Here is a 24,908-nt window from a genome sequence, read left to right on the forward strand (position 1 = left end):
GCACGGGATCGCCCGCGAGACGGGCGCGCTGATCTGGTACCAGCTCACCCACGACTCGGCGGACTTCCCCTACACGGCCGCGCAGTGAAGGAGGACGTGATGCCGGGCTACAGCGAACACGAACTCGAGCGGCGCGTCGCCGAGGTCCCGAAGGTGTCGGCGCTCGCCGGTGCCGAGCCGGCGACCGCGAGCCGTACGCCGTTCGCGCGGGACCGTGCCCGCGTCCAGCACAGCGCTGCGCTGCGACGGCTCGCCGACAAGACCCAGGTGGTCGGCCCCCGCGACGGTGACACTCCGCGCACCCGGCTCACCCACTCGATCGAGGTCGCCCAGATCGGCCGCAGCATCGCCGAGGGCCTCGGCTGCGACCCCGACCTGGTGGACCTCGCCGGCCTCGCGCACGACATCGGACACCCGCCGTACGGCCACAACGGGGAACGCGCCCTCGACGAGGTGGCCGCGAGCTGCGGCGGGTTCGAGGGCAACGCGCAGAATCTGCGGATCCTCACGTGCCTCGAGCCGAAGATCCTCCACCCCGACGGCACGAGCGCCGGTCTGAACCTCACGCGCGCGACACTCGACGCGACGCTGAAGTACCCGTGGACCCGCCCGGCGCCCGGCGCGAAGTTCGGTGCCTACGACGACGACGCCGAGGTCCTCGCCTGGGTGCGCGACGGCGCGCCCGACCGGCGCAAGTGCCTCGAGGCCCAGATCATGGACTGGTCCGACGACGTCGCCTACTCCGTCCACGACGTCGAGGACGGCGTCATCGACGGACGGATCGACCTGCGTGTGCTCACCGACCCGGCGTCGGTGAACACGCTCGTCGATCTCGGCATGCGCGAGTTCTCCGGCCTGGACCCGAACGAGCTGGTGGAGGCGGCGAAGCGACTGTCGCAGATGCCGGTGGTCCAGGCCGTGGACACCTACGACGGCAGCCTCGCGTGCTCGGTGGCACTCAAGCGCCTCACGAGCGAGCTCGTCGGCCGATTCGCGACGGCAGCGATCATCGGCACCCGTGCCGTCACCGGCGACCGGCCCGTCACCCGCTACGACGCCGACCTCGTCGTTCCGCCCGTCGTCGCGTCCGAGGTGGCGCTGCTCAAGACCATGGCCCTGCAGTTCGTGATGTCCGACGCTGCTCACCGACAGCGTCAGGAACGGCAACGTGAGCGGATCCACCGCGTCGCCGAATGGCTGATGCGCACGGCGCCGGTCGGCCTCGACCCGTTCTTCGTGCCGCTGTGGGACGCCGCCGTCGACGACGCCGCCCGCATGCGGGTGATCGTCGACCAGATCGCCTCGTGCACCGAGGCCCGGCTCGAACGGATCGACCGCGACAGCCTCGCCGCTCAGGCGAGTTGGGGGTAGCGCCTAGACTCGTCGTCGTGGCCGGGCGTATTTCAGACAGAGACATCGCGGCCGTCCGCGACCGCGTCCGGATCGAGGACATCGTCGGCGAGTACGTCGCCCTCAGGCGCGGCGGCGCCGACTCGATGAAGGGGCTGTGTCCCTTCCACGACGAGAAGTCCCCGTCCTTCCACGTCCGCCCCAACCACGGTCACTTCCACTGCTTCGGCTGCGGCGAGGGCGGCGACGTGTACTCGTTCCTGCAGAAGATCGAGCACATCAGCTTCGTCGAGGCCGTCGAGCAGCTCGCCGACCGGGTCGGCTACACCCTCAACTACGAGGGCGGCGGTCCGTCGGTGCAGCGCGACCGGGGCACCCGCGCCCGGCTCGTCGCCGCCAACGCGGCCGCGCAGGAGTTCTACGCCGAGCAGCTGCGTACGCCCGGCGCGCAGGCGGCGCGGGACTACCTGACCGAGCGCAGCTTCGACGAGTCCGCGGCCGAGGTGTTCGGGTGCGGTTACGCCCCCGACGGCTGGGATGCCCTCACCAAACACCTGCTCACCCGTGGCTTCGAGTTCGCCGAGCTCGAGGCCGCCGGGCTGTCCAAACAGGGGCGCCGCGGACCCATCGACCGGTTCCACCGGCGGCTGCTGTGGCCGATCCGCAATCTCGCCGGCGACGTCATCGGTTTCGGTGCCCGTCGGCTGTTCGACGACGACACGCTCACGGCGAAGTACGTCAACACCCCGGAAACGTTGCTCTACAAGAAGTCTCAGGTGCTGTTCGGCCTGGACCTGGCCAAGCGGGAGATCGCCAAGGCGCACCAGGCCGTGATCGTCGAGGGCTACACCGACGTCATGGCGATGCACCTGTCGGGCGTGAAAACCGCTGTGGCCGCGTGCGGTACCGCATTCGGCGACGAGCACCTGGCGATGCTGCGGCGCCTGCTCATGGACGACAGCTACTTCCGCGGTGAGATCATCTACACCTTCGACGGCGACGCAGCGGGCCGGGCCGCGGCGATGAAGGCGTTCGAGGGCGACCAGAAGACCACGGCCAAGACGTTCGTCGCGATCGCGCCCCAGGGCATGGATCCGTGCGAGCTGCGGCAGAAGTCCGGCGACGGGGCGGTGCGCGACCTCGTCGCCCGGCGCACCCCGATGTTCGAGTTCGTCGTCAAGTCGATCCTCACCGAACACAACCTCGACACCGCCGAGGGGCGGGTGGAGGCGCTGCGCCGCACGGTTCCCGTGGTGGCCCGGATCAAGGAACGCACGCTGCGCGACAGCTACGCGGTGCAGCTGTCGCACTGGGTGGGCTGGGACGACATTCCGGCCGTGCGCCGGCGCGTGCAGGACGAGTCCCGGCGCGTCGCCCGCGGCGGCGACGAGAAGCCGCGCACCGCCGCGCCGCAACAGCGGGCGGAGACGGCCGCGGCGGGCACGGTCCTGCGCCGGCCCCGCCCCAACGATCCGGCGCTGTGGCCGCAGCGCGACGCCCTCAAGGCGGCGCTGCAGTACCCCGGCATCGCCGGCACCGTGTTCGATTCGCTGCCCGCCGAGACGTTCACCGACCCGGCCTACGCGGCGGTGCGCGAGGCTGTGGCCGCGGTCGGTGGGACGAGCGCGGGACTCGGCGGCGCGGAATGGGTGGACGCCGTCGGACGCGCCGCCACCGACCCGATGGTGCACTCGCTGGTCATGGAACTCGCGGTGGACCCGCTGCCCGCGGAGGAGGACCGGATGCCCCGCTACATCGGCGGGGTCCTCGCCCGGCTGCAGGAGGTCTGGGTGGGGGAGCAGGTCGCCGAACTCAAGTCCAAACTGCAGCGCATCTCCCCGGCCACCGAATCCGACGAGTTCCACTCGTTGCTCGGGGACCTCGTCGCGCTCGAGCAGTACCGGCGCAGCCTGCTCGACCAGGCCATCGGCGACACCAGCGGCGACGGCCTGGCCGGCTGAACTCACGCCACCCGCGTCACCGCCGCAACTGGTCGCGGGGGACGAGGATCGTGGTCTGCTCGTCGAGCGGCTTCATCGGCTCGAGCTTCGGCTCCGGGCTGAGCGAGTCGGCCAGCTTCTGCCGGCTCACCTCGATCGCCTTCTTCGTCACCGGACTACCCGCGACCGCCTTCGCCGTCCTGCTGAGCTGTTCGTACCGGGCGCGGCCCGCCCGTGTCCCCAGGACGTAGCCCGCGGCAACCCCCACCAACAGTCCGATCAACGTCGTCTCCATTCAGCCGTGTCAACGTCCCACCCATCCTGCCCGATCCTCGCCCTCGGGCTCACAGGCAGGCGATTTGGTGCCGCGTCGGGTGGGGCGCTACAGTTCTTCACGCACCGCGGGAAACGGCGGAGCACCGCAGGACAATCCCCTGTAGCTCAATTGGCAGAGCATTCGACTGTTAATCGAACGGTTGCTGGTTCGAGTCCAGCCGGGGGAGCTCCAAGAAAACCCCTCCCACCCGATCTCGGGTGGGAGGGGTTTTCTCGTCTGCGCCGCCACGAAAGACGCTGAGTGTGACGGAAATTACAGGAGCCGTGTGGTGCCGCCGCGACGGGTCGGCGACAGCCCGCGCCGGGCGACACGGGGGTGACCCGCGACGCGGGCCGGCCGCCGCAGCCGGTAGCATTCGCCACACGTCGCGTACCTCCGGATGCGCGCGGACGGGGCGGTAGCTCAGTCGGTTAGAGCCGTGGACTCATAATCCATTGGTCGCGGGTTCGAGCCCCGCCCGCCCCACAATCGTCCCTGTTCAGGAGGGTTTACGTCCGGCCTCGATAGCCGAAACCTATGGGTGTGGACGCCTTCGTCGCCGACGGCAGCTGTAAAGACGGCGCCCGGACTTGCGGAAGCTGTTGGAGTCGCTCAGCATCCCGGTCGACGAGGGAAAGGCCCAGATCGGCGACCGCTCGGCGATCGGGGACACACGGCGCTCGCGCAGAGCGTCGAGGGCAGCAGGTGGTCGACCCGGACCGGACGGCTGCTCGGGTGGTCACCGCGAGGTGGGGCGGTGGGTATGGACGGCATGGCCGGCGAGGTGGCGTGCGGTGTTGACCAACGCCACGTGGCTGAAGGCCTGGGGCACGTTGCCGAGCTGCCGACGGGCGTGGGGGTCGTACTCCTCGGCGAGCAGCCCGACGTCGTTGCGCACCGACAGCAACCGCTCGAACAGGGCGTGGGCGTCGCGAGTGCGGCCGGCGCCGTGCAGGGCGTCCGCGAGCCAGAAGCTGCAGGCCAGGAACGCTCCTTCCGGCTCGGCGATGCCGTCGACGTGTTCGAGCTCCGGCCGGTAACGCAGCAGGAAGCCGTCCCGGCTGAGCTCACGTTCGACAGTGGCCACGGTGCCCAGCACGCGGGGATCATCCCACGGCAGGAACCCGGTGCGGGGAATGAGCAGCGACGCCGCATCCACGCCGCGGCTGCCGTAGAACTGGGTGAAGGTGCCGCGGTGGGGATCGAATCCCTTCGTCAGGATCTCGGTTCGGATCTGTTCGCGCAGAACGCGCCAACGGTCGACCGGGCCGGGCAGACCGAACCGTTCGACCGCCCGGATACCGCGGTCGACCCCGGCCCACGCCATCACCTTGGAATGGACGAACGGGCGAGCCGGCCCGCGTACCTCCCACAGCCCGTTGTCGGGTTCCTGCCAGTGCCCTTCGAGAAAGTCCAGCAATGCCACCTCGATGTCCCAGGCCGGGTCACCGCGAAGGCCGCTCTGCCGGGCCAGGTGCAGACCGTCGAGCACCTCACCCCACACGTCGAGCTGGAACTGCCCGGCGGCGGCGTTGCCGATGCGCACGGGCACGGAGGCCTCGTAGCCGGACAGCCACGGCACCTCGTATTCCGGCACCCGCCGGGCCCCGTCGAGCTGGTACATCATCTGCAGGTCCGCCGGATTCCCGGCCACCGCCCGCACCAGCCAGTTCCGCCAGGCCCGGGCTTCGGCGACGAATCCGCAGCCGAGAAGGGCCTGCAGGGTGAAGGTGGCGTCCCGCAGCCAGCAGTACCGGTAGTCCCAGTTGCGGCTGCCGCCGATCTGCTCGGGCAGCGAGGTGGTGGCCGCGGCCAGAATCCCCCCGGTCGGCCGGTAGGTCAAGGCCTCGAGCGTGATCAGGGAACGGTGCACGGCCTCGGGGTACTCACCGGTGTAGTCGCACCGCTCGATCCACTCCGTCCAGTACGCCTGGGTGTCGGCGATCGCCTGCAGGGCGTCGAGCGGGCGGGGGGTGTGCCCGTAGGACAAGGCATAGGTCAGCACGAACGGGACGCTCTCGCCGGCGCGGACCTCGAACTGCGCGGTGGTTCTCATGTCGTGGCCGTGCAACGGCACCGGGGTGCGCAGCCAGGCCGCATCCGGCCCGGCGACCGCGGTCAGGGATCCGGGCACGCGGCGCACCCACGGGACGACGTGACCGTAGTCGAACCGCAGCCGCAGCTCGGTGTTCATCCGCACCGACCCGGCCAGGCCTTCGACGACTCGGACGACGTCGGCGGCCTCGGCCCGCACCGGCATGCAGTCGGTGACCCGCACCGTCCCGGTGGCGGTGACCCACTCGGTGTCCAGGACGAGAGTGTCGCGGCGGTACGCCCGCCGGGTGCACAGACCGCCGTCGGTGGGGGCGAGCAGCCATCGTCCGGCCTCGTCGTCACCGAGCAGCGCCGCGAAACACGCCGGGGAATCGAACCGGGGCAGGCACAACCAGTCGATCGAGCCGTCCCGGCCCACCAGCGCGGCGGTGTGCAGATCACCGATCAACGCGTAGTCCTCGATGCGCTGCTGCATCACCCGTCGACCTTCCCGATGTTCCGGCCCACGGCCCCTGCCGGTGCGCACGATGCCCGACCGTGGCCGCGGCGCCGCCGACCGGGGCGCGCTGTGCCCGTCCAGTATGCCGAGCCCGACAGAACCGGCGGGCGGGATCGGTCGACCTGGGGGCGGTACACGCCGGCGAGCCGATCATCGAAAGATGCTGCCTGCGATGATCGCCGGGGTGGGTGGCGCTCGGTACTCTCCGTGCAACCCCCCGCGCCGGTGAGGCCGATCGTTGCCACCGGATCCGGGATGGAATGGCGACGGCTGACCTTGGCAACCGTGACGCCCGGCCGGGCGCGTCACAAATCCAGGACCAGAGTGGGGCTGTGGGCGCGGGAGATGCACGGATACATGACCCCGAGCCGATCCTTGCCCGGGGTGTGCGGCACCGCGTCGAGATGCTCGACCTCGCCGGCCAATACCCGAGTCTCGCACGCCCCGCACACGCCCTCCCGGCACGAGGCCATTACCGGTACACGAGCGTGCTCGAGCGCTTCGAGCACGGACTGGCTCTCCGACACGTGCACGTGACGATTGCTGCGGCTGCAGGTGACATCGATCGGCCGACGCGGACCAGGGGACTGTCCCGGTGTCGCGGTGAACCGTTCGATGTGCAGGCGTGCGGGCGATACCCGGGCGACGACCTCGTCGGTCATCGCCGCGGGGCCGCAGCAGTACACCGCGCCGGCGGTGGCAGCGGCGAGGATGGGGGCAAGGTCGAGGCGGCTGCCGGTTTCGTCGTGGGCATGGATACTCACGTTCTGCGGCCATCGCTGCTCGAGTTCCTCGCAGAACGCCATGGTGGCTCGGCTGCGACCGAGGTAGATCAGCCGCCATCGGCGGTGCGCCGGCAGCGATTCGATCATTGCCTTGATCGGGGTGATCCCGATGCCCCCGGCCAGGAAGAGATAGTCGTGTGCGGGTTCGAGCGGAAAGTGGTTCTCCGGCGGGCCGACGTACAGGACCGTGCCGGGGCGGGCGCTGGCGTGCAACCAGGAACTGCCACCCCGGGAGTGCGGCGCCCGGTGCACCGCGATCCGGTATCGGGTGCGGTCGGCGGGGTCGCCGCACAGCGAGTAACGGCGCTGGAGGCCGTGGGGCAGGTGCACGGTCACATGCGATCCGGGTGTCCACACGGGCAGCTCGCCCCCGTCGCGGGCGGTCAGGTCGATGCCGACGATGCCGGAGGCCAGCAGATGCGTAGCGCCTACGGTCATCGGCTGTGGTGCCGACCGCGGCCGCCGCGGTGTCCGACGGGACGCGGGGGGCCGACCGCCACCGGTCAAAACACGCGTCAGCACGGCCACCATCGTCGAGACCACCAGGATCAAGGCGACAAGTCGATATCCCCAGGCGCCGACGTCGGTGCCGGACCATCCGGCGTGGAAAGACACGAGCACCACTGCGGCATAGCTGCCGTAGTGCAGGCGCTTCCACCACCGCGGCGACATGCGTGCCCGGAGCAGCGAGGACCCGTAGACGGCGAGCAGGAGATAGAACGCCACGACGCCCAGGGCTACCGGCCAGGGCCGGTAGCCGGCGGAGAGCGGGACGAGCACGTCGGTGAGGGAGAACCGGGACCACGAGTCGAGCACGAGTGAGAACATGTGCAGGCCGGTCATGATCAGGGCGGTGCCACCGAGCCAGCGATGCAGATCCTGCAACCACGCCGGGTTGGCGACCGTCTGCGGGATTCGCGTCGACAGCAGCACTCCCCACAGCACCGCGACGGTCAGGGTGACCCAGGCGACGAGGGCGCTGGCGCGGGTGACGTACCACCACAGGTGCAGATCGCTCATTCGAAATCGCTCCAGTTCACGGAACGCCGTTGTCGCCGGTCGGCGGACAGCACCAGGGCGGCACCGCCGAGACGCGGGACCTGCCCCAGCAGGGCCTCGGGTTCTCGGACGAAGGCGAGCTTGGTCAAGGCCTCGGCTCGTGCGCCGCTGCCGGCGACGACGGTGGCGGTCACCGTCGAGGTGACAGCGCTGACGCCGGTGGCCGGGTCGATCAGGTGGTGGGCAGGACCGGTGGCGCCGGTCCACATGCGCACCAGGCGGCTCGAGGTGGCCACGGCCCCACGCGTCAACCGCACGACGGTCAGCAGCTCACCGGTGAAAGGGTCCTCGATGCCGATGGTCCAGGCGCCGCCGTCGGGCGCGGCTCCGGCGACGACGAGGTCTCCGCCGACTTCGACGAGGACGCCGTCGGCGCCGCGGTCGAGGACGAACTCGGTGAGCATGTCGGAGGCCAGTCCTTTGCCGAGCCCCCCGGGGTCGAGAGTGGTGCCGACAGAAAGCCGCACGAGAGGACCGTCGATGTCGATGTCGGTCATCGATCCCGGCCAGGTGGCGGTGTCGGGCAGCATGGTAGTCCGGGTCGGGTCGGTGCTGCTGGTGGCGTAGCCGGCGGCGACCAGCTGCGGCAGCGTGGTCGGGTCGAAGGCGCCGTCGGTCAGCGCCCAAGCGCGGATCAGTTCGCGCACCAGGCGGACGGTGCAGGAGCGGACCTGCACCGGTCGCCCCTGCGCCCAGTTCAGCCGCCAGACGTCGCTGGTGTCGAGGAACCGGCTCCACGCCTGTTCGAGTTCGTCCAGCAATGCGAAGCAGTCGTCGACGAGACCCGGTGGCCCGCCGACCACCGTGATCGCCGCGGTGCCGCCCATAGCGGGGCGACGGTCCTGCCGGACGGCCCGCATCGTCGTCGCCTCGCTGCCGGCTCGGGCGCCGGCCGCGCCGGCATGCGGAGGAGAAGCCATCTCAGCCGCCTGATCCGCGGGAGACGCCGTGTGGAGCAGTCACGGCGCTGCGGCCGGGAGCCGGCGCGGGCACTGCGGCCGTGTCCGCTCGATCGGACACGCCGCCGGTAGCAGCGGTCGAGGAAGCGGCCCCGCCGACCTGGCCGGGGTCGGCGCCGGAGTCGGCGAAGCGATCGGGGGCATTGGCGGCCATGGCGGACACGATGGCGAGCACGGCACCGCCGGACAGGATCGAGGCGGTGATCTTGGACCGATGCGCCGGCGACCGCCCCGACAGGCGCGGGTCAGTCGTCGGGTTCATGCTCGGTCCTGTCCGGCTCCTCGTGATCCTCGCTCGACGGCGGTTCGTGTTCGCGCGTCGGTACCGCCGTGCGGGTCGACGTGGGGGTCGTTGCCGGAGTCGGGGCGGAGATGCTCGGTGCCCCGGAAGTGGGACTGCTGGGGACGAGTACCTCGTTCGCGCGTCCGATGTCACTGTTCGAGGAGGTGCTCAGGATCCGGGTGTTGACGGCCAGGGCGGCTGCTCCGATCGCCAGGACAAATAGCACGGCAACAGCCACCGCCACTTTCGATCTCATGTCTTCACCGTAGGGACGGATCGGCGAAGGATGGTCCCGCAAAGATCCAAGATTCGTCCAAGATCACTCGAGGGTTCGTCCCCCGGCGGTGGTCGGATCGACGCCCGGCTCGGTGCGCGCCGATAATTCGGGGCATGCAGGTGCTCGTGGTCGAAGACGACGAATCCGTCGCCGCCGGGGTGTGCGACGGGTTGACCCGTGCGGGGTTCGACGCCCGGTGGGTGGCTACCGGCGCCGATGCCGTCGCGGCGGTGTCCGAGTCGGGCCCGGAGTTCGTCCTGCTCGATCTGGGGCTACCGGACATGGACGGCACCGACGTCTGTCGCACCATTCGCGCCCGGTCGCCGATTCCGATCATCGTGCTCAGCGCCCGCGGGGAGGAAATCGACCGGGTCCTGGCATTGGAATTGGGCGCCGACGACTACGTGGTCAAACCGTTCGGAATGCGCGAACTCATCGCCCGTATCCGCGCCGTCGGACGGCGGGTCGGCGCACCCGGGGAGACAGCCCACGAGCACACCGGCATCCGCACGATCGGGGGCCTGACCCTCGACCGCCGTACTCGACGGGTGCACCTGAAGGAACGAGAGATCCACCTGACGCCGAAGGAATTCGATCTGCTCAGCTACCTGTCCGAGGATCCCGGTGCGGTGTACCGGCGCTCGGACATCCTGCACCAGGTGTGGGGTGCCAACTGGTACGGCACCACCAAGACCGTCGATGCCCATGTGGCCGCCCTCCGTAAGAAGCTCGGCGACCCCTGCTGGATCGAAGCAGTCCGCGGGGTCGGCTTCCGGCTCGGGGATCGTCCGTGAGATGGCGGTTGATGGCCGCGTTCATGGCCGTCACCTTCGTCGTGGTGGTAGTACAGGACGTCCCGCTCGGCAACTACCTGATGCAGGTCGAACGCGAACGCATCACCACCTCCCTCGAGCGGGACGCGTTCTTGCTCGCCGGCCGCAGCGAGGACACTCTCGAAGCCAGGACCGGAATCGATCCGGCACTGGCCGCCGACACCCGGCGCTATCACCGTGCCAGCGGCGCCCGGGTGGTGATCGTCGACGCCGACGGCACCGCCGTGCTGACCTCCGACGACGACCAATCCAGCGCCGGCGCCTCCTATCTGTCCCGCCCAGAGATCAGTGCGGCACTGTCGGGACAGATCACCTCGGGCCAACGCCGTTCGGACAGTCTCGGCACGGACCTGCTGTACGTGACGGTCCCGGTTCTCAGCGGCGAGAGCGTCGTCGGCGCTGTGCGGCTGACCTACCCAGCCCAGGTGGTGACCGACCAGGTCCACCGGCAACTACGCATGCTCTGGCTCGTCGCCGGCATCACCGTGCTCCTGGCCGGAATCGTGGCCGTCCTCATCGCCGGCCCCGTCACCCGCCGTTTGCAGCAGCTGCGCCGCACCACCGAACAACTCGCCGAAGGCGACCTGGCGGCACGCACCCCCGAGCACGCCGGGGCGCCGGAGATCCGCAGCCTGGCTCGCTCGTTCAACCGGATGGCCGACCGGCTCGAGTACCTGCTGCGCCAGCAACGCGCGTTCGCCGGCGATGCCTCCCACCAGTTGCGCACCCCGTTGACCGCCCTGCGCCTGCGCCTCGACAGCGCAGCCGACCTCGTCGAGTCCGATCCCGATGCTGTCCGCAGCACCCTCGCCTCGGCCCAGGACGAGGCCCTGCGGCTACAGCACATCATCGATGCACTCCTGGTGCTCAGCCGCGCCGACGACGCCGGCACCGCACCCCAGCAGATCGACCTGGCCGAGATCGCGCGCACGCGCGTCGAACAATGGGCACCGCTCGCCGACGAATCCGACGTCCGGCTCACCGTGACAGCACCCACGGCCGCGCTCACGTTCGCCGTGCCCGGCGCCGCCGAGCAGATCATCGACAACCTCCTCGACAACGCCCTGGCAGTGTCCGACCCCGGATCCACCATCGAGGTCACCGTCGCCCCGGTCGCCGCCGCCGATGTCGTCGACTTGCACGTCCTGGACCAGGGCCCCGGCCTGTCCCCGCAGGACTGCCTCCGGGCCTTCGATCGGTTCTGGCGTGCCCGCACCGACACCGAAGGCAGCGGACTGGGCCTGGCCATCGTCGCGCAACTTGCCCGTGCCAGCGGAGCCACCGCCGAGCTGCTACCTCGCACCCCGAACGGGGGCCTCGATGCCCATATCCGGTTTCGTGCGCCCGCGTGCCGTTAGCAGAACTGCACCACCGACCCCGCAGGGACCAGGTGCATCGACGAAGAACGCGTGCGCACACCCTCGCACCACCGTGCCGGTAGCGTCGGTGACAGCGGAGCAGTGCGCCGTGGCGGCGATGGGCGAGAGCGTTCGAAATCCCACCGGTTTCCCACCATCCACATCGAAACCGGACATCGGAATCGGTGCCGCCCGTTTCTCGCCACTGCCGTCCACCCCGTCCTACCGGCCTGCTGGATGGTTCGGTGTCCGCCGGGAAAAGTCTGAATTCGCTTGCCCCATAATCGATTCGGTCGCGAATTTGGGCCCGCCCGGCCCGCCGTTTTCCCGGCCCGGAAGTCGGCACCGGGCGCTCGGGCCGGACGAAACGTGGACGGTGGCGGCGCAGGTGCCGGCGGACCCTCCGGGATTTCGACCGTCACACTCCCTGGAGCCGGATCTGCTGGAAGGCGACGGCGTGCTGCACGCCGATGCGCGCTCCGGCCGCCGCGGTGAACTCGTGCAGGAATGCCGCGGGATCGAAGTCCCGGCCCAGTCCGTCCAGATAGGACCGGTGGGCGCGCAGTGACTCGATACCGGCGTCGAGGCTCTCGGTGACGTCGACGGCGTGCGAAGGCTGGTTCGCGCCCATGAGGTACACGAGGCCGACCTCGTCCCACGGTGGCAGGTTCTCGTCGAGCAGCTCGGGGAAGATCCAGCGGTTGCCGGCGTCGCGCGCGGCGTCGAGCACCGCGACGCCCACGGCGCGGTGGTCGGCCTGGTTGATGATCCGACCACCGTTCAGGCCGTAGGTCGGCTCGTACGTGGCGGTGATCAACACCTCCGGACGGAACCGCCGGATCTCGCGGGCTATGGCGCGGCGCAGGTCGAGTCCGTATTCGACGACACCGTCGCGGTATCCGAGGAACGTCACGTCCTCGACGCCGACCACGGCGGCGGCGTCGAGTTGTTCGCGGCGTCGCAGCGGTGCCGCCTCGGCGGGAGTGCGGCCGTCGATGCCGGCCTCGCCGTCGGTGGCGATGACGTAGGCCACCGACTTGCCCGACCGGGTCCAGCGGGCGATGGCGCCGGCGGCGCCGTACTCGAGGTCGTCGGGATGGGCGACGACGGCCATTGCGCGGTTCCAGTTCTCGGGCAGCGGGGCCAAAGTGGTGTTCATGACGGCACCTTTCGTGACAGTGGCTGGGTCTTCTTTCCGACGTTGCAGCGGCGAGAGGGACGCATCCTCGGGGCGCGGGTGCCGGTGGGTGCGTCCGTCGGGGGCGGCAGTCGTCAGTAGGGAGGACACACGGTGACGAGAATCCGCGGTGGATTCCCGGGCCGGTGTCCCGATTTCGAGGAGTGACCACCATGTCTGCTACCCGAGTCCAGCTCGCTCTCAACGTCGAGGACATCACCGCGGCGACCGAGTTCTACACCGCGCTGTTCGGGGTGTCCCCGCACAAACAGCGCCCCGGGTACGCCAACTTCGCGATCGAGGATCCCCCGCTGAAGCTGGTGCTGATCGAGAATCCCGGTGCGCGCGAACGCCTGAACCACCTGGGGATCGAGGCGGCCGGCTCCGAGGAGGTGTCCGGAGCGCTGGCCCGGTTCCGCGCCGCCGGTCTGACCGCCACGGTGGCCGAGCAGGATCTGTGCTGCCATGCCGTGCAGGACAAGGTGTTCGTCGACGCGCCGGACGTGCCCAACGGGTGGTGGGAGTACTACGCCGTCACCGACGACAACCCCGCCAACCCGGACGGGCTGACGGGCTCGGCGTGTGCGGTTGCGTGCGCGAGTGAGGACAGCCCGGTCGCGGGTGCCTGCTGCGGCTGACAGCACTCGTCGCCCCGGTGGGCCGTCCTGCGACGGCACACCGGGGCGCGCCGGATCAGCGGGGGCTGCCGGCGCAGCGGCAGTCGGTCGGGGCGGTGTAGTCCATCGGCATCCCGTGGGCATCGAGGGTCAGCGCGCAGCACCGTCCGAGCAGCTCGGCCAGCTTCCGCCGGCCGCGTTGGACGCGGGACTTCATTCCGGACAGGGATACGCCTTCGAGGGCGGCGGCGTCGGCCTGGGTCAGTCCTTCGAGGTCGGTCAGCTCGACGGCTCGGCGCTGCTCGGGGGAGAGCCCCTCGAGCAGCGGGCGCAGGCAGGTGGCCAGCTCCCGCAGCGTGGTCGCCGCGTCGTCGTCCCATTCCTGCCCGGCCTGGTCGGGTGCATCGCCGGTGAGCGGCGCGAGCCGGTCCCGATCCCGGGCGGCCCGGCGGTAGTCGTCGATGATCGCGCTGCGGGCGATCCGATACACCCACCGGATCAGGTGCTCGCGGTCCTCGACACGGCCGAGGTTCTTGTGGACGCGCAGCAGGATCTCGCCGAGCACGTCGTCGGCGCGGTCCGGATCCGCGATCCGCCGGTGCACGAAGGCGCGGAGCTGCGCACCGAACTCGCGCCAGACGGCTTCGGTGGTCATGGCTTCGGTGGTCATGGCTTCGGTGGTCACGGCGTCCGCGCCGGCCGCGGAACTGGTCGATGCCCTGGTCATGGTCTGGTCCTCCGGGGAAGGGGCGCTGTACGGGCGGTGTCCCTCACAGACGACGGTACCGGCGAAAGGACGCAGGTCCCCTGCCGAAGTCGCCGGTGCCGGCACGCCCCGTCCGGGTCGGGTGTGCGTCCCCGCGGTGGCGGTGACGTCTGTGTGGATGCCAGTGCGGGGCACGGTCCCGCAACACCGGACGAAGGAGTAACCATGACCGGCACCGTGGAACGTGACGCCGACCGGGCGCTGAAGGCCAAGCACCGGGCGCTGTGGGCGGCCGGGAACTATCCGGCGGTCGCGGCCGACCTGATCCCGACGTTCGGCCCGACGCTCGTCGCCGCGGCCGGGGTGGCGGCGGGCCGGCGGGTGCTCGACGTGGGCGCCGGATCCGGCAACGCTGCCATCCCGGCCGCCGAACGGGGCGCGATCGTCACCGCCGCCGACCTGACGCCGGAGTTGTTCGTCGCGGGCCGCACAGCCGCGGCCGAGCGGGGCGTGGACCTCGAGTGGGTGGAAGCGGACGCCGAGGCCCTGCCGTTCCCCGACGGCAGCTTCGACGTCGTGCTCTCGAGCGTGGGGGCGATGTTCGCACCCCACCACCAGGCCGTCGCCGACGAGCTGCTCCGCGTGTGCCGGCCGGGCGGGACGATCGCGATGATCAACTGGACGCCGGAGGGCTTCATCGGTCAGCTGTTCCGGCTCATGGCCCCGTATGCGCCGCCACCGCCGCCCGGCGCTTCGCCGCCCCCGCTGTGGGGCGACGAGCAGCACGTCCGGGAGTTGTTCGGCGATCGGATCACCGACCTGAGCATGGATCGCCGAATCGTGGTGATGGACCACAGCGCGGATCCGACCGAGTTTCGCGAGTACTGGAAGCACAACTACGGTCCGACGATCGCGGTGTACCGGTTCAACGCCGTGGACCCCGACCGGACCGCAGATCTCGACCGGAAGTTCCTGCAGTTCCTCACCGACTGGAACCGAGCCGGGCAGCCCGGCCGGACCGCGTACGACGCCGAGTACCTGCTGCTCACCGCCCGCAAGAGGTAGCCGGCCCGGTCGGTGCGGGCGTTCACCGCAGCGCCACGCCGACCTCGTGCGGCCGCGGCAGTAGTGCCGAAGGGGAGAAGCAGCAGGGGTGCCGAAGAGGAGAAAACAGCAGGGGTGCCGAAGGGAGAAAGCGAAGCCCCGCCGGCTTCGCGCGTCGTCGCCGGCGGGGCAGGGCCACTGTGCAGGGGGGATAGCGGCCGGATCCGAGCGTATTCGGCCTGCGGGGCGATGTGAAGTAGAACGGCCCATTCGGGTAGGGCATAAGGTCCTGATCGGTGCAATTCGGGCGACCGTCGGCGATGTGGCTCTCGCTTCGGGCTCGGTTCAACCCCGTTTCGTCCGCCGCCCCGCGTCGCGGACGTCCGTGTAGCTGTCCAGGATCTCGTGGATCTCGGCGATGGCCTTCCGGCGCGAGCCGGCATCCGCGATGCGCGCGAGCTGCTGTTTGAGGCTCACCGCAAGTTCGGCGTAGTCGTTCTGCCAATCGCGGCCGGTCAGGCGTGGCATATCCGCGCGGGCGGGGTGTATTCGCGTGGCCGGGGTGCCGGGCGCCAACAGGTAGCCTTCCCCCATCGCCGGGGTGATGATCGACAGCGAAGGGTCGACCTCCCGCACCAGTTCGGCCAGCGCAGCGACTGCCTCCGGTTCGCCGTGCGCGAGGAACAGGCTGCCCGACACGGGGCTGCGCGCCTTGATCCAGTCCAGCAGTTCGGTCTGATCGGCATGGGCGGAGTAGCTGTCGATCCGGCGGATCTGCGCTCGCACGTCGATGTCCTGACCCGAGATGCGGACGCGCTTCGCGCCGTCGAGGATCACGCGGCCCAGCGAGCCCTGCGCCTGGAAACCGACGAACAGGATCGTCGAATCCCGGCGGTGGAGATTGTGCTTCAGGTGATGACGGATGCGTCCCGCCTCGCACATGCCCGAGGCGGCGATGATGATCGCGCCCGACATGTCGTTGATCCGCTTGGAGACGGCAGCGTCGTCGACGTAGTGGATCGCGGGATGGCGGAAGATGTCCTTCCCCTCGAGGTCCTCGAGCTCGCCCGCATGCTCGGCGAACACCGAGGTGGCGCGGTTGGCGAGCGGTGAGTCGACGAACACCGGCACCGCGGGGATGCGGTTCTCGTCGGCGAGGTGTGCGATGTCGAGCAGCAGCTCCTGCGTCCGTTCCAGCGCAAAGGCGGGGATGACGAGATTACCGCCGTGCCCGACGGCCCGGTGGATCTCCTCTTCGAGCAGGTCGCGTCGCTGGTCGATCGTCATCCGCACCCGAGTCCGATTGCCGTAGGTGGATTCGCAGACGACATGGTCCGATCCGGATGGGCCCTCGGGATCGGGGTGGAACGCCTTCTGCGCGGGGCCGAGGTCGCCGGAAAAGAGCAGGCGCACGCCCCCCGCCTCGATCTCCGCCGATGCGGCACCCAGGATGTGCCCCGCGTTCCACAGTCGCGCACGAAAGCCCGCGGCGGGCTCGAACCACTCCTCGAGTGCGACCGCACGGGTCTGCCCCCACGCGGCGAGCGCATCCTCCTCGGTGTAGAGCGGGACGAACCGCTTCTCGCGCGTGCGATCGCGCCGCCGGTTTCGCCGCTCGGCCTCGAATTCCTGGATGCGCCCGGCATCGGCGAGCATGAATTCCAGCAGGTCGGCGCTCTGGCCGGTGCAGAAGATCGGTCCGTCGAAACCCTGCGCCACCAGCTTGGGCAACAGGCCGCAATGATCGATGTGGGCATGGGTGAGGATCACGGCGTCGATCTCGTGCGGCGCGAACGCGAAGTCGCCGTGGTTCAGCTCCTCGAGGCTGCGTGAGCCCTGGAACAGGCCACAGTCCACCAGGATCCGTGTGTCGCCGAGGGCGACCTCCATGCACGAGCCGGTCACCGTCTTCGCGGCACCGTGGAAGACGAGAGTCGGATGTTGCCTCACGCGCAGCTCCTACGGAATCGCCCGCCGAAATTGCAGGTACGACAGCCAAGCTATCCGAACATCCGGGTCGGGCAGCCCTGCTTGGAAATCTCGCGGACTCGGCGGCGCCGGTCGGGCCCGGAGGTCTTCACCCACGGCGTCACCCCGGGCCGTGAATATCACCCCGGCTATCACCCTCGTCGGCCGTTACGTCCGCCGGCGGCCGGTCGATGGACATCGTGGTGGCGCCGGGCACCCCGACGCTCGGCGTCACCGCATACCGGACGCCCCCGCCTCGAGCAGACGGGGCGGGGGTGTTCGTCGCGTCAGTCCCGCGAGTTCGCGCACACGCCGGTGCGGAGTCGCTCGCCGCGTGCCGCACGGTGCGGTGACCGCCGTGGCCCGTTCGTCCGCCGCGGGGCGGGCCGCGGTGACCGGTGCTCGGCTCTGAGGGCGATCGCTGCCCCGACGATCGTGGCAACCACCGCAGCAACGGCCACCCACGCGACGAGCAGCGACGCGATCACGTTCATGCCGTCTACACCGCTGCCGGACGGCCGAGGGTTACGCGGTTCCCGAGCTTCACCCTGCGATTCACCCTGGTCCGAGTCCTGTTCGCGCGGTCGGTCCGGTTTGCCCCGGCCGGCGGGGAGGGTTCGGTGACGGTGGGCAGAGCCCTGGGGGGCGGTCCGGCTTTCGGCTGCCGTGTCCATGCGGAGTCCCCACCCGGGACCGGGCGGGGACCCGGCAGCGCGCCACACATAGAACCTGTTCCAATTTCGCCGTCTTGTGGCTATGGTCACATGCGTACACACGCACTGTGACGGAGGGCGATGCAGATGAAGACCAAGGGCGCGATCCTGTGGGGTCTCAACGAGCCGTGGTCGGTGGAGGAAATCGAGATCGGCGACCCGGTCGCGGGTGAGGTGCAGATCCGCATGGAGGCGGCGGGCATGTGCCACTCGGACCACCACATCGTCACGGGAGCGACGCCCATGCCGTCCTTCCCGGCGATGGGTGGCCACGAGGGGTCCGGTGTCATCACCAAGGTCGGCGAGGGAGTCGTGGGCCTCGAAGTGGGCGATCACGTCGTCCTGTCCTTCATTCCGGCCTGTGGCCGCTGCCCGTCGTGCGCCACCGGCCACTCGAACCTGTGCGACCTCGGCGCCGGCCTGCTCAGCGGCATGGCCATCTCCGACGGCACCTACCGGATCCAGGCACGCGGCCAGAACGTGATCCCGATGTGCCTGCTGGGTACCTTCGCGCCCTACATGACGGTCAACCAGACCCAGGTCGTCAAGATCGACAAGGACATCCCGTTCGAGCTGGCCGCCCTCGTCGGCTGCGGCGTGCCCACCGGCTGGGGGTCGGCCACCCACGTCGCAGACGTCAAGCCCGGTGAGGCTGTCGCCGTCATCGGCATCGGGGGTGTGGGGATGAGCGCGCTGCAGGGCGCCGTCGCATCCGGGGCGCGGCAGATCTTCGCGATCGACCCCGTGCCGTGGAAGCGGGAGCAGGCCCTGAAGTTCGGCGCGACGCACGCCTACGCGTCGATGGCCGAGGCGCTCATGCCGATCATGGAGACCACCTGGGGCCGCATGGCGGACAAGACGATCATCACCGTGGGCGAGATGCGCGGCGAATACGTCGAGGAGGCCCTGCAGCTGACGGCGAAGAACGGCCGCTGCGTGGTCACCGCGATGGGGCACATGACGGACATGGACGTGAAGCTGAACGCGTTCCTGTTCGCGATGCTGCAGAAGGATCTGCAGGGCAACATCTTCGGCGGCTGCAACGCGCGGGTCGACATCCCCAACCTGCTGGCGATGTACAAGTCCGGACAGCTCAACCTCGCGGACATGGTCACCCGCACCTACACCCTCGAACAGATCAACGACGGCTACCAGGACATGCTCGACGGGAAGAACATCCGCGGCGTCATCAAGTACACCGACGCCGATCGGTGATCGCGCGGTAGCCTGCGCCGTCTTCTAGGCTGGGTACGTGAACAGCCTCGACGCGATCTCCGACTGGCCCGTCGACCACGCCGCCGCCGCGGTTCTCACCCGCGGCGGCGGTGTCGTCGCCGGGCACGGCGACCAGTTGCGGCTCTACCGTCTCGCGTCGGTCACCAAGCCGCTCGTCGCCTACGCGGTCCTCGTCGCCGTGGAGGAGGGTGCGGTCGAGCTCGATCAGCCCGCCGGTCCGGAGGGATCCACCGTCCGCCATCTGCTGGCACACGCGTCGGGACTCGCCTTCGACGAACGCCGGGCGCAGGCCGAGCCCGGGCGCAAACGGATCTACTCGAGCGCGGGCTTCGAGATCCTCGCGGAGCTCGTCGCGGGTGAGACCGGCATCCCGTTCCCCGAATACCTCACCCAGGCCGTCTTCGAGCCGCTCGGCATGCGGGAATCGTCGCTGCCGGGACCCGCCGGGCACGGGGGACAGTCGTCGCTCGCCGACCTGACGCACTTCGCCGCGGAGCTGCTCGCGCCCCGCCTGGTGTCCGCGCAGACTCTCGCGGAGGCCACCCGGGTGCAGTTCCCGGGGCTCGACGGGATCGTGCCCGGATACGGCATGCACAAGCCCAACGACTGGGGGCTCGGGTTCGAGATCCGCGGCCGGAAGAACCCGCACTGGACCGGTTCGGCCAATTCGCCCGAAACGTACGGGCACTTCGGCCAATCCGGTACATTCCTGTGGGTCGATCCCCGCGCGGAGATCGCGTGTGTCGCGCTGACCGACAGGGCTTTCGGCGACTGGGCCAAGCCGCGGTGGCCGGCCCTCGCGGACGACGTACTCACCGAATTCTCAAATTCCTCATCCGTTCCCTAGCGAAACAGGAGTAACACAGGCAGACTGTCCCCTGTCGCCATGCGCGACCGCTTCGATGTCAGGCCGTTGGGGAAGACGTCCCTCGTCGAAGTGGAGGTGTGTAGTGCGCGCGTCGAACCAGTTCGCGGATGCGACGACCGGGGTGGTCTACATCCACTCGTCGCCTGCTGCGGTCTGCCCGCATATCGAATGGGCACTGGCCGCCACCCTCGATTGCCGTCCGGATCTCACCTGGATCGGTCAACCGGTCGACGTCGGACAACTGCGCACGACTGTGAACTGGGCGGGTCCCGTGGGGACCGCCGCACGCCTCGTCGACGCCCTCCGGGTGTGGCCGATGATCCGCTTCGAGATCACCGAGGACCCCAGCGACGGCGTCGACGGCGAGCGCTACAGCCATGTGCCGGGACTGGGGCTGTGGCGCGGCAACACGAGCGCGAACGGGGACGTCGTGGTCGGAGAGATGCGGCTGCGGGCGCTGCTCGCCGGCGGCAACATCGAGGAGGAACTGACCCGGGTGCTGGGAACGGCCTGGGACGAGGCGCTCGAGCCCTACCGCAGCGGCGGCGAGGGCGCCGAGGTGACCTGGTTGCGCCGGAACGTGGGGTAGGCCGCTGCGCGGCCGGTGCGTCCTTTGGGCTGCTGGGGCAACCCGAAAGACGCACCGGCGGCGCAGCCGCCTACAGCGGGATGTTCTTGTGGCGGCCGCGGCGCGCGGGAGCCGCGGCCAGCGCCTGGGCGAGGGTGCTGCGGGTCGTCGCCGGATCGATCAGTTCGTCGACGACGCCGATCGACATCGCCCGGCCCACGCCGCCGGCGATGGCCTCGTGCTCGGCGGCGAGACGGTCGTGCAGTGCCTCCCGCTCCTCCTCCGGCGCCGCGGCCAGGGCCCGCTTGTGCAGGATGCCCACCGCCGCCTTGGCGCCCATCACGGCGACCTCGGCGTCCGGCCAGGCGAACACGGCGGTCGCGCCCAGTGCGCGCGAGTTCATCGCGATGTAGGCGCCGCCGTAGATCTTCCGGGTCACCAGCGTCACGCGGGGCACCTCGCACTCGGCGAATGCGTGCAGCAGCTTGGCTCCGCGACGGACCACGCCTTCCCACTCCTGGCTCACGCCGGGCAGGTAGCCGGGCACGTCGACGATGACGACGAGGGGAACGCCGAAGGCGTTGCACAGGCGCACGAAACGCGCGGACTTCTCCGCGCTGACGGAGTCCAGGCAGCCGCCGAGACGCAGCGGATTGTTCGCGATGACGCCGACCGTGCGTCCGCCGAGCCGGCCGAAGCCGGTGACGACGCTCCGGGCCCATCCGGCCTGCAGTTCCTCGAAGGTGGACTCGCCCTCGACGTTGTCGAGCAGCTCGTGCACGATCGGGCGGACATCGTAGGCGCGGCGGGGGGATTCGGGCAGCAGCGCCCGCAGGTCGGTGTCGCCGCGACGGGCGGCGTCGAGGTCGAACTCGCCCTGCTCGGCGAGCATCGACACGAGGCGACGGGCCCGGTGCAGGGCGTCGTCCTCGTCGTGGGCGGCGATGTGGGCGACGCCGGACTTCTTGGTGTGGGTGTCCGGCCCACCGAGGGATTCCATGTCGACCTGCTCGCCGGTGACGCTGCGCACCACGTCGGGGCCGGTGACGAAGATGCGGGCCTCGGGCGCCATGATGACGATGTCGGTGAGTGCGGGGCCGTAGGCGGCGCCGCCCGCCGCGAAGCCGAGAACCACGGAGATCTGGGGGATCCGGCCGGAAGCGCGGACCATGGCCTCGAAGATCAGGCCGACGGCATGGAGGGAGTCGACGCCCTCCGCGAGCCGAGCGCCGCCCGAGTGCCACAGCCCGACGATCGGGACGTCCTGTTCGAGGGCCGTGTCGATGGCGTCGACGATGTGCTTGCAGCCGTCCACGCCCATGGCGCCACCCATCACGGTGGCGTCCGAGCAGTACGCGACGGTCCGGACGCCGTCGATGGAACCGATCGCGGCGAGCATGCCGGACTTGTCCCGGGGGTGCAGCAGGCTCAGGGTGCCCGCGTCGAACAGTCGCTCGAGCCTCCGGAGCGGATCGCGGGGGTCGACGGCGGCGTCGCGCGTCTGAGCAGGTTCCAGGACGGTCATCGCGTTCTCCTCGGGCAAGGCAAGAGCGGGGGATGGGCGCCGGGGGTGGGGGTCCCGTGACGAGACCCCCACCCCGACGGCGAGCGAAGTCCGGTCGGGTCAGGCCCGGCCGAACGCGAGCGCAACGTTGTGCCCACCGAAACCGAACGAGTTGTTCAGCGCGAAATCGATCCGGCCGTAACGGGCTTCGCCCTTCACGACGTCGAGATCGATCTCTGGATCCTGGTTGTCCACGTTGAGCGTGGGCGGGATGACCCCGTCCCGCAGGCTCAGGACCGTCAGGACCGCTTCGAGCGCGCCGACCGCACCGATCGAATGCCCCAGGGCTCCCTTCGGTGCATACACCGCGGCATGGTTGCCGACCGCGGAATTGATCGCCTTCGCCTCGGCGATGTCGCCGATGGGTGTGGCCGTGGCATGCGCGTTGACGAAGCCGATGTCGGACGGCGACAGGCCGGCGCCATTGATGGCCTTCGTCATGGCACGCGCCGCGCCCGTCCCCTCGGGATCGGGTGCCACGATGTGGAATCCGTCCGAGGTGATGCCCGCACCGAGCAGGCGGGCGTGGATGGTGGCGCCGCGCGCCTTGGCGTGCTCCTCGGTCTCGAGCACCATCAGCGCGCCGGCCTCGCCGAAGACGAAGCCGTCGCGGTCCTTGTCGAACGGACGCGACGCCCTGCTCGGGTCGTCGTTGCGGGTGCTCAGCGCCCGCATCATGGCGAAGCTGGCGGTGGCGACCGCGTCGAGCTGACCCTCGACGCCACCGGCGACGACGATGTCGGCATCGCCCATCGCGATCATCCGGTAGGCGTGGGCGATGGCCTCGTTGCCGGACGAGCAGGCGGACACCGGCGTCAGCACGCCGGCCTTCGCACCGAGCTCGAGGCCCACCGTCGCCGACGGGCCGTTCGGCATGACCATCTGCACGGCGAACGGGGACACCTTGCGGTAGCCGTCGTTGCGCAGCTTGTCGACGGCGTCGATGAGCGCTTCGCCGCCACCGAGACCGGTGCCGATGACGACACCGAGGCGCTCGCGGTCGACCTCCGGGCTGCCCGCGTTCTCCCACACGGTGCGGCCGAGGCCCAGCGCGAGCCGCTCGACGAAGCTCATCCGGCGGATCTCGACGCGCGAGAGGGTTTCGTCGGGGCTGGTCTTGAGCTTGCCGCCGATGCGAACCGGCAGGTCGAACTCGTCGACGAAGCCGGTCAGCGTATCGATGCCGCTCTCACCGGCGAGCAGGCCCTTCCACGTGGCATCCACGTCACCAGCGATCGATGTCGTGGCCGCGAGGCTGGTGACGACGACGTTGGGGAATGTCCCGGTGCGGGGAGAGGCGGAAGTCACGGTTGAGCTCACTCGTTGTCGTTCGTGGCCTGGACGCCCTCGGCCTCGAGCTTCTGGATGTAGGCGACGGCGTCACCGACGGTGCGGAGGCCGGCGAGGTCCTCGTCGGGGATCTTCACGCCGTACTTGTCCTCGGTCTGCACGGCGATCTCGACCATGGACAGGGAGTCGATGTCGAGGTCGTCGACGAAGGACTTCTCGACGGTCACCTCGGAGGGCTCGATGCCGGTGACCTCTTCGATGATCTCCGCGAGACCGGCGATGATTTCTTCCTGGGTGGCGGCCACGTTGTGGCTCCCTTCTTCGTTTCGTCTTGCTGATCGGACCGGGTGGCGGATTCCGCCCGGATTCCGGGTGCCCGTCGAGGGCAGGTCCCGTACTGCGCGACGCGCGCGCAGCAAACTAGCCGACGCGGAGCGATTCGGCCAGCGCTGAGATCTCCTCAGGGGTCTTGAGTGCCGTGGTCGGCGTGCCGCGCATCTCCCGCTTGGCGATGCCGACCAGGGTGCCGGCCGGGGGAAGCTCCACGACCGCCGAGACCTCGGCCGCGCGCAGGGTCGCGGTGCACAGGTCCCAGCGCACCGGTCGGGTGACCTGCGCGGCAAGCTTGGTCAGTGCGTCCGCTCCGGATGTGACAGGTGCCCCGTCGGAGTTGGACAGCAGCGTGCGGGTCGGATCGCTGGGCACGATCTTCGCCGCGGCCTCGGCGACGGCTTCCTGGGCCGGGGCCATGAATACGGTGTGGAAGGCGCCGGCGACCGGCAGGGGCCGGATCCGGGCCTTCTCCGGAGCGTTCGCCGCGAGCTCCTCGAGTGCCGTGAGGCGACCGGCGGCGACGATCTGGCCGGCCGCGTTGATGTTGGCCGGCGTCAGGTCGAGTTCGGCCAGCCGGGCGAGCACGTCCTCTTCGTTGCCGCCGAGCACGGCCGACATCCCGGTCGGCTCGATCGCGCACGCCCGGGCCATCTCGGCACCGCGGATGGCGGCGAGCATGACCGCCTCGTCCGCGCTGATGACCCCGGCGATTGCCGCGGCCGCGAGCTCGCCGACCGAATGGCCGGCGACGATCGTGTCGTCCGGGACGAGGTTGCGGGCCTCGAGTTCCTCGTAGGCCAGCAGCGCCGTCGCGACGACCAGCGGCTGGGTCACCGCCGTGTCGGTGATCTCCTCGGCCGTCGCGGTGGTGCCGAGGCGTTCGAGGTCGAGGCCCGAGGCCTTCGACCACAGTTGGATGCGATCGCGGGCGCCGGGCTGCTCCAACCAGGAGGCGAGCATGCCGGGTGTCTGGGAGCCCTGACCGGGGGCGAGCAGCGAAATCACGATGATCAGAGAACACCCTGGACAGGGCCTTGCGAGATGTCGGTAGGGATGAACTCTCGCTTGCTGTTTTGTAGGGTTCCCACAAAACAGCACGTCGGCGTCCAC

21 protein-coding genes, 2 tRNA genes and 1 pseudogene are annotated in these 24,908 nt (G+C 70.0%); 12 read left to right on the forward strand and 12 right to left on the reverse strand.

From position 1 onward, the window contains the following. The 3 genes and pseudogenes from CQZ88_RS30845 to dnaG all read left to right on the forward strand — a co-directional run. Positions 1-88 (forward strand): annotated as a pseudogene (locus CQZ88_RS30845) (YdcF family protein); the annotation flags it as partial. An 11-nt stretch (positions 89-99) separates the two neighbouring features. Continuing rightward, on the forward strand, positions 100-1,371 hold the full coding sequence (locus CQZ88_RS11110; protein ID WP_006947621.1) for a deoxyguanosinetriphosphate triphosphohydrolase: 1,272 nt from the start codon (positions 100-102) through the stop codon (positions 1,369-1,371). 17 nt (positions 1,372-1,388) lie between these two features. After that, positions 1,389-3,311: a DNA primase gene (gene dnaG / locus CQZ88_RS11115; RefSeq protein WP_006947623.1), complete on the forward strand. Its 1,923-nt coding sequence runs from the start codon at positions 1,389-1,391 to the stop codon at positions 3,309-3,311. 16 nt (positions 3,312-3,327) lie between these two features. Here the strand turns inward: dnaG and CQZ88_RS11120 are convergent, their stop codons facing one another. Then, a complete protein-coding gene (locus CQZ88_RS11120) occupies positions 3,328-3,573 on the reverse strand; it encodes a hypothetical protein (RefSeq protein ID WP_010594277.1) in 246 nt (81 codons plus the stop codon). Between the two features lie 147 nt (positions 3,574-3,720). On the opposite strand from CQZ88_RS11120, the gene CQZ88_RS11125 reads away from it, so the two are divergent. Together CQZ88_RS11125 and CQZ88_RS11130 are read left to right on the forward strand one after the other, a co-directional pair. Then, positions 3,721-3,793: transfer RNA gene (locus CQZ88_RS11125), tRNA-Asn, on the forward strand. 225 nt (positions 3,794-4,018) lie between these two features. Then, positions 4,019-4,092: transfer RNA gene (locus tag CQZ88_RS11130), tRNA-Ile, on the forward strand. Positions 4,093-4,345: 253 nt separating this feature from the next. On the opposite strand, the gene CQZ88_RS11135 is transcribed toward CQZ88_RS11130, so the two are convergent. The 4 genes from CQZ88_RS11135 to CQZ88_RS11150 form a co-directional block, all read right to left on the reverse strand. Continuing rightward, a complete protein-coding gene (locus CQZ88_RS11135) occupies positions 4,346-6,136 on the reverse strand; it encodes a glycoside hydrolase family 15 protein (protein WP_029544323.1) in 1,791 nt (596 codons plus the stop codon). A 329-nt stretch (positions 6,137-6,465) separates the two neighbouring features. Next, a complete protein-coding gene (locus CQZ88_RS11140; RefSeq protein WP_102799753.1) occupies positions 6,466-7,965 on the reverse strand; it encodes a 2Fe-2S iron-sulfur cluster-binding protein in 1,500 nt (499 codons plus the stop codon). Further along, on the reverse strand, positions 7,962-8,924 hold the full coding sequence (locus CQZ88_RS11145) for an FAD:protein FMN transferase (RefSeq protein WP_231385912.1): 963 nt from the start codon (positions 8,922-8,924) through the stop codon (positions 7,962-7,964). Before CQZ88_RS11145 ends, CQZ88_RS11140 begins: the two co-directional genes overlap by 4 nt. 1 nt (position 8,925) lies before the next feature. Continuing rightward, positions 8,926-9,225, reverse strand: coding sequence for a hypothetical protein (locus CQZ88_RS11150; protein ID WP_102799754.1), 300 nt, complete (start codon positions 9,223-9,225; stop codon positions 8,926-8,928). A gap of 411 nt (positions 9,226-9,636) precedes the next feature. Between CQZ88_RS11150 and CQZ88_RS11160 the strand changes: the two genes are divergently transcribed. Then, positions 9,637-10,317, forward strand: a complete 681-nt coding sequence (locus CQZ88_RS11160) for a response regulator transcription factor (protein WP_006947639.1) — start codon at positions 9,637-9,639, stop codon at positions 10,315-10,317. Next, positions 10,314-11,714: an ATP-binding protein gene (locus CQZ88_RS11165; RefSeq protein WP_006947640.1), complete on the forward strand. Its 1,401-nt coding sequence runs from the start codon at positions 10,314-10,316 to the stop codon at positions 11,712-11,714. The genes CQZ88_RS11160 and CQZ88_RS11165 overlap by 4 nt, the downstream gene beginning before the upstream one ends. Before the next feature lie 418 nt (positions 11,715-12,132). Here the strand turns inward: CQZ88_RS11165 and CQZ88_RS11170 are convergent, their stop codons facing one another. Next, positions 12,133-12,873 carry a PIG-L deacetylase family protein gene (locus CQZ88_RS11170; RefSeq protein ID WP_006947641.1) on the reverse strand — a complete coding sequence of 247 codons (741 nt, stop codon included), beginning with the start codon at positions 12,871-12,873 and terminating at the stop codon, positions 12,133-12,135. A gap of 191 nt (positions 12,874-13,064) precedes the next feature. On the opposite strand from CQZ88_RS11170, the gene CQZ88_RS11175 reads away from it, so the two are divergent. Next, complete coding sequence (locus CQZ88_RS11175; protein ID WP_006947642.1) at positions 13,065-13,529, forward strand: ArsI/CadI family heavy metal resistance metalloenzyme; 465 nt, start codon at positions 13,065-13,067, stop codon at positions 13,527-13,529. A 55-nt stretch (positions 13,530-13,584) separates the two neighbouring features. Here the strand turns inward: CQZ88_RS11175 and CQZ88_RS11180 are convergent, their stop codons facing one another. Beyond that, the gene (locus CQZ88_RS11180) at positions 13,585-14,235 is read right to left on the reverse strand and encodes a sigma-70 family RNA polymerase sigma factor (RefSeq protein ID WP_006947643.1); all 651 of its coding nucleotides are present in this window, start codon (positions 14,233-14,235) and stop codon (positions 13,585-13,587) included. A 204-nt stretch (positions 14,236-14,439) separates the two neighbouring features. Between CQZ88_RS11180 and CQZ88_RS11185 the strand changes: the two genes are divergently transcribed. Then, positions 14,440-15,279 (forward strand): class I SAM-dependent methyltransferase, encoded by an 840-nt coding sequence (locus tag CQZ88_RS11185; RefSeq protein ID WP_102799755.1) that lies wholly within the window; start codon positions 14,440-14,442, stop codon positions 15,277-15,279. Positions 15,280-15,603: 324 nt separating this feature from the next. Here the strand turns inward: CQZ88_RS11185 and CQZ88_RS11190 are convergent, their stop codons facing one another. Continuing rightward, positions 15,604-17,208, reverse strand: a complete 1,605-nt coding sequence (locus tag CQZ88_RS11190; RefSeq protein ID WP_102799756.1) for an MBL fold metallo-hydrolase RNA specificity domain-containing protein — start codon at positions 17,206-17,208, stop codon at positions 15,604-15,606. A gap of 818 nt (positions 17,209-18,026) precedes the next feature. Here CQZ88_RS11190 and CQZ88_RS11200 point away from each other — a divergent pair. The 3 genes from CQZ88_RS11200 to CQZ88_RS11210 all read left to right on the forward strand — a co-directional run bounded on the left by CQZ88_RS11200 (position 18,027) and on the right by CQZ88_RS11210 (position 20,632). Then, the gene (locus tag CQZ88_RS11200; protein ID WP_029544303.1) at positions 18,027-19,154 is read left to right on the forward strand and encodes an NDMA-dependent alcohol dehydrogenase; all 1,128 of its coding nucleotides are present in this window, start codon (positions 18,027-18,029) and stop codon (positions 19,152-19,154) included. 37 nt (positions 19,155-19,191) lie between these two features. Then, entirely contained in the window at positions 19,192-20,022 is an 831-nt protein-coding gene (locus CQZ88_RS11205) for a serine hydrolase (RefSeq protein ID WP_006947654.1), read from the forward strand. Positions 20,023-20,125: 103 nt separating this feature from the next. After that, entirely contained in the window at positions 20,126-20,632 is a 507-nt protein-coding gene (locus tag CQZ88_RS11210) for a DUF3145 domain-containing protein (RefSeq protein ID WP_006947655.1), read from the forward strand. 70 nt (positions 20,633-20,702) lie between these two features. Here CQZ88_RS11210 and CQZ88_RS11215 read toward each other — a convergent pair whose 3' ends face one another. The 4 genes from CQZ88_RS11215 to CQZ88_RS11230 all read right to left on the reverse strand — a co-directional run bounded on the left by CQZ88_RS11215 (position 20,703) and on the right by CQZ88_RS11230 (position 24,803). Then, positions 20,703-22,136 (reverse strand): acyl-CoA carboxylase subunit beta, encoded by a 1,434-nt coding sequence (locus CQZ88_RS11215; RefSeq protein WP_006947656.1) that lies wholly within the window; start codon positions 22,134-22,136, stop codon positions 20,703-20,705. 99 nt (positions 22,137-22,235) lie between these two features. Further along, positions 22,236-23,483 (reverse strand): KasA/KasB family beta-ketoacyl-ACP synthase, encoded by a 1,248-nt coding sequence (locus CQZ88_RS11220; RefSeq protein ID WP_006947657.1) that lies wholly within the window; start codon positions 23,481-23,483, stop codon positions 22,236-22,238. Positions 23,484-23,491: 8 nt separating this feature from the next. Beyond that, a complete protein-coding gene (gene acpM / locus CQZ88_RS11225; protein WP_006947659.1) occupies positions 23,492-23,770 on the reverse strand; it encodes a meromycolate extension acyl carrier protein AcpM in 279 nt (92 codons plus the stop codon). A 115-nt stretch (positions 23,771-23,885) separates the two neighbouring features. Beyond that, positions 23,886-24,803, reverse strand: a complete 918-nt coding sequence (locus CQZ88_RS11230; RefSeq protein WP_081637088.1) for an ACP S-malonyltransferase — start codon at positions 24,801-24,803, stop codon at positions 23,886-23,888. Between the last annotated feature and the right edge of the window lie 105 nt (positions 24,804-24,908).

Origin of the sequence: Rhodococcus sp. ENV425, assembly GCF_002887785.1 — a bacterium.
GTDB classification, from domain to species: Bacteria; Actinomycetota; Actinomycetes; order Mycobacteriales; family Mycobacteriaceae; genus Rhodococcus; species Rhodococcus aetherivorans.